Genomic DNA, 6583 nt, shown 5'->3' with positions numbered 1-6583 from the left:
TTTTCTTGCTTTCTCCGACTGGCTGGGCGACGTATCGGCCGTTGTTCCCGGTCAGTGGAGGCGCATTATAGGGACTTCTCGCGACGTGACAAGTCTTAATTTTAAAATTTATATCGTTCGTTTTTTTTTTCAACAAAACCCAGGTTTTATGGAGTTTTTTTAGCTAACGTGCTCACGAAGCGAGCAAAATCACGGGCAAAACGATCGACCTGTTGCCAGTCCGTGTACTCGACCTCTTTTGTCGTATCGGTCTCACCGCCGGTCATCTTCATAATCATCTTAATCATGGTGCGATCCAGCCAGCTATAACGCGGATAGCGCAGCGCGCCGGCAAATACCACGCACTGGGCGGGTTTCCATGGCGTCGACAGCAAAAACTTACGCGTATAGCCGTTCGTCTGCGGGGTTCGCTTCTCTGGCTTGCGCGCCGTCAGGTTAATGGCAAAAAATGCACTCGGCATCGTATTCAGCCGCGGGGTATGGTCACTGGCAAAGCGGTGCAGCGCGCGGGGAAAGTGACCATAGCGCACCGCAGCGCCAATCGCCACCGCCTGGTAGGCGTTCAGGTCAATATCGCCCGCCTGTTCTAAATCCCGCAGCTCACAGTCCAACGTCTCAGATATCGCCGTCGCAATCGCGGTAGCGATCGCTTTAGTTTGTCCATCGTGGCTCGAATACAGCACTAACGTTTTCATCGTTGATCCCTATTCCGTCAGTTGCGCCAAAAAGTTGGCGTAAACAGCACCAATAATGTAAACACCTCCAGACGGCCAAACAGCATGGTCACCACCAAGATCCATTTAGCGACATCATTCATTGAGGTGAAGTTATCCGCCACGACCCCCAGCCCGGGGCCAAGGTTATTTAAGGTTGCGACCACCGCCGCAAAGGCAGAGAAATCGTCGACTCCGGTCGCAATGATCGCCAGCATGCTGATGATAAACACTAGCGCATAGGCTGAAAAGAATCCCCAGACGGCCTCCAGAATCCGCTCCGGCAGGGCGCGATTTCCCAGCTTGATGGTATATACCGCATTGGGGTGCACCAGCCGCTTGAGCTCACGTGACCCCTGTAGGAACAGCAGCAGAATACGGATCACCTTAAGCCCACCGCCGGTAGAGCCAGCGCAGCCCCCGATAAACGCAGAGCACAGCAGCAGCACGGGTAAAAACAGCGGCCATTTGGCAATGCTGTCGGTGGTGAAACCGGCGGTAGTCGCCATCGAGACCACCTGGAAAAAGGCCTGATTGAACGTTTGCCATCCGCTGGCGTATACATTATGCAGCCACAGGACCAGCGTACAGACGCTGACCAGCGTCAGCTGCACGGCGATGAACATCCTGAACTCCGGATCGCGCCAATACACCCGGGGACTGCGCCCACTGAGAAAGGCAAAGTGCAGGCTAAAGTTACACCCGGAAATCAGCAGAAAAACGGCGATGATGGTGTTAATGGTCGGACTGTTGAAATAGCCGATGCTGGCGTCATGGGTTGAAAACCCGCCGATGGCAATCGTCGAAAAACTGTGCGAAATCGCGTCAAACACATCCATTCCCGCCCCCCACAGGGCGATGGCACAGGCGATGGTCAGCATGACATAGATAAGCCACAGCGTTTTGGCCGTTTCGGCAATACGCGGGCGCATCTTGTTGTCTTTAAGAGGGCCCGGCATCTCGGCCCGGTATAGCTGCAGGCCACCGACGCCAAGAATGGGCAGAATGGCCACTGCCAGCACAATGATCCCCATACCGCCGAGCCACTGTAGCATCTGCCGATAGAACAGTATCGCCTTAGGCAGCGCGTCTAGCCCGACCAGCGTTGTGGCGCCGGTCGTGGTCAAGCCGGAAAACGACTCGAAAAACGCATCTGTGACGCTAAGATTCGGACGTTCTGAAAACAGAAACGGTAGCGCACCAACGCTGCCCAGCACGGTCCAAAACAGCACGACGATCAGAAACCCCTCGCGCGGCTTCAGCTCATGCTTCTGTTTACGCTGGGGCCACCACAGCAGCATACCGATGCCGAGGGCGACAAAAAACGTTTCGACAAACGCACGCCCGGCGCCATCGCGGTAGATCAGCGCCACCAGTCCGGGGACAAACATGGTGCCGGAAAACAGGATGACCAGCAGGCCGACGATTCGAATGATGGCGCGAAAATGCATCCGGACACATTCCTTGCTCAATAAGCACTAAATAACGGGAGAGCGCGGATTATTACGAAGTCGCCTGTAATTGCAATGTTCCACGACTGGCGTTGCGCAATTTTTCATCCACATCGTCCTGACGGCCAAGTGGCAGGCTCAGCCGCAGCATCACCTGAGCAGAAAACGCGCTGTCAAGCACGCTACCGCCCGCCTGCGCCACAATCCCCTCCACCAGCGTCAGTTGGGCATAGTCACAGCACAGCGTATACGCTGCCATCGGCACCTTTTGCCGACGGACCAGCGCCTGCAACGCCTGCTGAACTCCGCTGCCGTAGGCCCTGACCAATCCGCCGGTGCCCAACTTGATCCCGCCGTAGTAACGCACGACGACCGCACACACCTCGCCTACGCCGCTGCCCATCAGCTGAGCCAGCATGGGTTTCCCCGCCGTGCCGGAGGGTTCACCGTCATCTGAAAAACCCAGCCGTTGGGTATCCTCCGGCGCACCGGCCACGAAGGCCCAGCAGTGATGGCGTGCATCAGGGTGTGCCCGTCGGGTCTCCTGAACGAACGCCTTCGCCGCGTCAACCCCCGGCGTGTGAGCCAGCAGCGTAATGAAGCGGCTTTTCTTGATCTCCTCACAGACGCTGACGGGCTGCGCGGGAACGGGGTACGGATGCGGCATCAGGCGAGATGCAGATCGCGCGTCATATTTTCTACGCCGTGCGCATGGAAGATCACATTATCCTCAATGCGAATGCCGCCATAGGGGCGCAGGGCGTCAATACGGCCACGGTTAAAGTGCTGGCCAAACTCACCCTCGAGCCAAGGCGCGAGCAACGTATCGATAAAATAGAGGCCTGGTTCAATGGTCATTACCATGCCCGGCTCCATGATTCGGGTACAGCGCAAATAGGGATACCGATCCGGCGCCGCCATCTGCGTCCCCAGCTCGTCCTGCATAAAACCTGCTACATCATGCACCTGCAGACCAAGCGGGTGCCCCAGCCCATGCGGCAGGAACGGCGTGGTCAGCCCCTGGGCGACGGCCGCCTCATCGCTGATACCGGTCAGAATATGATGATGACGCAGGATCGCAGCCAAACGCTGATGGAACTGTAAATTGTAGTCGGTATAACGCACGCCGGTCTGCAGCGTGGCAATTAACGCCTGCTGAGCCTGGTTCACCTCTGCTACCAGCGCGGCAAAGTCGCTCTGTCCGTTTGCCGCATAGGTACGCGTTAAGTCGGCAGCATAGCCATGAAACTCCGCCCCCGCATCGATCAGAAAACTGTGCATCTCAGACGGTGCACGCCGCTCCAGGTGCGTATAGTGCAGCACCGCGGCATGCCGGTTCAGGGCGATGATATTGTCGTACGGTACGTCATTCTCTCCCTGCCCGGTCGCGCTCAGATAGGCGAGGTTGATATCAAACTCGCTCATTCCTGCGCGGAATGCCTCCAACGCGGCCTGGTGGCCATCCACGGCGATTTTCTGCGCCTCGCGCATACAGGCCTGCTCATACTCGCTCTTGTACGCGCGGTGATAGTGCAGGAAATTCAGCACGGCCTGCGGGTTCTGATGCGCCTCGTCGATGCCAAGGCTGCGCGCCCGCTCAGCGTTCGGCCCGATATAGGCGACGTTGCCGCGCGCGGCGGGCAGCAGGGCAGCGATATCATCGGCATGACGCTGCGCCGTCATCTCTACCTGCTCGGTCCAAAATGCCTGCGGCAGCGGCGAAACGCTGTGCCAATAATCCAGGGGAGAGTAAAACCACAGCTTGGGCTTGTTGACGCCATCGATCCACAGCCAGCAGTTCGGTACCTGGGTCACCGGCACCCAGGCTTTAAAATACGGGTTGATCTTGAAAGGGTAGTCCTGATCGTCCAAGAAACGCGCGATGGGTTCACCGGAGTGAATCAGCAGTCCATCCAGCTGATGGCGTTCCAGAATGGTACGCGCGCGCTGCTGCAGCGTAGCGAGGTGCTTCGTATAGAGTGAGGCCAGAGTGTCCATGTCATTACCCTTTACAGACGTCGATTGGCGTCATCTTAGCACAGGGTATTGCACAAAACTCCCCCTTGGCGGTAAGGCGGTCATGGGGCTAAGTGCCGCGGCGCCGTCCTCATGCATACGATACGGCGCCGCGCCCCGCGCATCAGATAAAGGCAAAGGCATCGCCGTAAATATGCTCTGGATTGGCCTCACGCTCGGCACAGAAGCGCTCCCGGGCAATCTTAGCCATCTCGAAACGTCCGGCGATATAGATATCGTGCTGGGCCAATGAGCCAAAGTCCTGCATCACGGCGCTGATCACCGTACCGCTCCGCCCTTGCCAATCGGCATCCGGTTGCTCTACGGTCGGGATTATCTTCAGCTGGGGATAGCGCGCACTCAGCGCATACAGCTCATTGAGATCATACAGATGCTTCAGCTCGCGTCCGCCCCAATAGAGAGAGATCTCCCGCTGCGGCTGCTGAGACAGCGCCATCAGCAGAATCGAGCGGGTATAGGAGAAACCGGTGCCGCCGGCGATCAGCACCAGCGGGCGCAGGCTATCTTCGCGCAGCCAGGCATCGCCATGAGGCATATCGACGCACAGCGTGCGATCCTGCAGGATGCGATCCATGACGGCCATGGCGTAGAGATTAAGCTCCGAAGCACCGATGTGCAGTTCAATGCAATCGCTCTGCAGCGGCGTGGATGCCATAGAGAACGGGCGCTTATCCCGCTCATCCATCACGACCATCAGGTATTGACCGGCGCGAAAATCGACGGCACGCTCCGGTACCAGACGTACGCGGTACACGGTATCCGTGATGGCATCTACTGAAGTAACTTTACAGCTCAACGTTGTCATGTGATTACTCTATTGGGTCATTAGCGCAGCGCTCAGGCTCACTGCGCATCCTTGTCGTTAGCAAAAATGTCCAATTCATTCCACAGGGTATCTACCCGCGCGCGTACGGCTTCATCCATCACGATGGGATGCCCCCACTCCCGCTGGGTTTCTCCCGGCCACTTGTTCGTCGCATCCAGCCCCATCTTCGAGCCCAGGCCGGACACCGGCGAGGCAAAGTCCAGATAGTCTATCGGGGTATTCTCGATCAACAGCGTATCACGCGCGGGGTCCATTCGCGTCGTCAGCGCCCAGATCACATCCTGCCAATCACGGGCATTGATATCATCGTCACAGACAATCACAAACTTGGTGTACATAAATTGACGCAGAAATGACCACACCCCCATCATCACCCGCTTGGCGTGTCCCGGATACTGCTTCTTCATCGTCACCACCGCCATACGGTAGGAGCACCCCTCAGGCGGTAGATAAAAGTCCACGATCTCCGGAAACTGCTTTTGCAGCAGAGGGACGAACACCTCATTCAGCGCCAGCCCCAGCACCGCTGGCTCATCGGGAGGGCGGCCGGTATAGGTCGAATGATAAATCGGCCGATCGCGCTGCGTCAGGTGAGTCACGGTGAATACCGGGAAGCGCTCCACCTCATTATAGTATCCGGTATGGTCGCCATAGGGGCCCTCTGGCGCCGTCTCCCCCGGTTCAATGTAGCCTTCCAGGACGATCTCGGCGCTGGCCGGAACCTCTAAATCGCAGGACAGGCATTTGACGACCTCGCTTTTATGACCACGCAGCAGCCCGGCGAAGGCGTATTCGGACAGCGAGTCCGGCACCGGCGTAACCGCCGCGAGCAGCGTGGCCGGATCGGCGCCGAGCGCCACCGCCACAGGAAAGCGCTCACCAGGATGCGCCTGGCACCAATCCTGAAAATCGAGCGCGCCGCCGCGATGGGACAGCCAACGCATGATGAGCTTATTTTTACCCAGTACCTGCTGACGATAGATCCCTAGGTTTTGACGCGACTTACAGGGGCCTCGGGTCACCGTTAACCCCCAGGAGACCAGCGGGGCAACATCCTGCGGCCAACAGTGCATCACCGGCAGCGTGGCCAGGTCGACATCGTCGCCCTGAAGTACCTGCTCCTGACAGGGCGCCTTGGACAGGCGCTTGGTCGGCATATTTAAGATCTGCTTAAACTGCGGCAGCTTCTCCACCAGGTCGCGAAACCCTTTCGGCGGATCCGGCTCCTTCAGAAAGGCCAGCAGCTTACCGACATCACGCAGCGCACCAACCTCCTCCTGCCCCATGCCCAGAGCCACCCGCTGTGGCGTACCAAACAGGTTACACAGCACCGGAATATCGTAGCCTTTGGGATTTTCGAACAGCAGCGCCGGGCCGCCGACGCGCAGAGTGCGATCGGCAATCTCGGTCATTTCCAGATAGGGATCGATGGACTGTTGGATACGCTTTAATTCACCCCGCTGTTCAAGCAAGGCAATGAATTCACGCAAGTCACGGTATTTCATAGCATTCTTATCGATTCGGGTGAAGAGCTCATTATAAGCGTTCTTCACCCG

General features: G+C 57.7%; 6 protein-coding genes. All 6 read right to left on the bottom strand.

Annotated features, from left to right (window positions below):
* Positions 1-146 precede the first annotated feature (146 nt).
* The gene (gene hemG / locus EIEH_RS02170; RefSeq protein ID WP_015869626.1) at positions 147-695 is read right to left on the bottom strand and encodes a menaquinone-dependent protoporphyrinogen IX dehydrogenase; all 549 of its coding nucleotides are present in this window, start codon (positions 693-695) and stop codon (positions 147-149) included.
* Between the two features lie 17 nt (positions 696-712).
* Positions 713-2164 carry a Trk system potassium transporter TrkH gene (trkH, locus tag EIEH_RS02165; protein WP_015869625.1) on the bottom strand — a complete coding sequence of 484 codons (1452 nt, stop codon included), beginning with the start codon at positions 2162-2164 and terminating at the stop codon, positions 713-715.
* A gap of 52 nt (positions 2165-2216) precedes the next feature.
* Complete coding sequence (locus tag EIEH_RS02160; RefSeq protein WP_015869624.1) at positions 2217-2831, bottom strand: IMPACT family protein; 615 nt, start codon at positions 2829-2831, stop codon at positions 2217-2219.
* On the bottom strand, positions 2831-4162 hold the full coding sequence (pepQ, locus tag EIEH_RS02155) for a Xaa-Pro dipeptidase (RefSeq protein ID WP_015869623.1): 1332 nt from the start codon (positions 4160-4162) through the stop codon (positions 2831-2833). Before pepQ ends, EIEH_RS02160 begins: the two co-directional genes overlap by 1 nt.
* 142 nt (positions 4163-4304) lie before the next feature.
* On the bottom strand, positions 4305-5006 hold the full coding sequence (gene fre / locus EIEH_RS02150) for an NAD(P)H-flavin reductase (protein ID WP_015869622.1): 702 nt from the start codon (positions 5004-5006) through the stop codon (positions 4305-4307).
* Positions 5007-5044: 38 nt separating this feature from the next.
* Positions 5045-6532 carry a 4-hydroxy-3-polyprenylbenzoate decarboxylase gene (gene ubiD, locus EIEH_RS02145; RefSeq protein WP_015869621.1) on the bottom strand — a complete coding sequence of 496 codons (1488 nt, stop codon included), beginning with the start codon at positions 6530-6532 and terminating at the stop codon, positions 5045-5047.
* Positions 6533-6583: the final 51 nt, after the last annotated feature.

Source organism: Edwardsiella ictaluri ATCC 33202 (genome assembly GCF_000264785.1).
Taxonomy (GTDB): Bacteria; Pseudomonadota; Gammaproteobacteria; order Enterobacterales; family Enterobacteriaceae; genus Edwardsiella; species Edwardsiella ictaluri.
This window is presented reverse-complemented; position numbering and strand designations above follow the sequence as displayed.

Bases quoted from the DNA above. Each gene is read 5' to 3' on its own strand.
- hemG (WP_015869626.1), bottom strand. From the start codon at position 695: ATGAAAACGTTAGTGCTGTATTCGAGCCACGATGGACAAACTAAAGCG.
- trkH (WP_015869625.1), bottom strand. From the start codon at position 2,164: ATGCATTTTCGCGCCATCATTCGAATCGTCGGCCTGCTGGTCATCCTG.
- EIEH_RS02160 (WP_015869624.1), bottom strand. From the start codon at position 2,831: ATGCCGCATCCGTACCCCGTTCCCGCGCAGCCCGTCAGCGTCTGTGAG.
- pepQ (WP_015869623.1), bottom strand. From the start codon at position 4,162: ATGGACACTCTGGCCTCACTCTATACGAAGCACCTCGCTACGCTGCAG.
- fre (WP_015869622.1), bottom strand. From the start codon at position 5,006: ATGACAACGTTGAGCTGTAAAGTTACTTCAGTAGATGCCATCACGGAT.
- ubiD (WP_015869621.1), bottom strand. From the start codon at position 6,532: ATGAAATACCGTGACTTGCGTGAATTCATTGCCTTGCTTGAACAGCGG.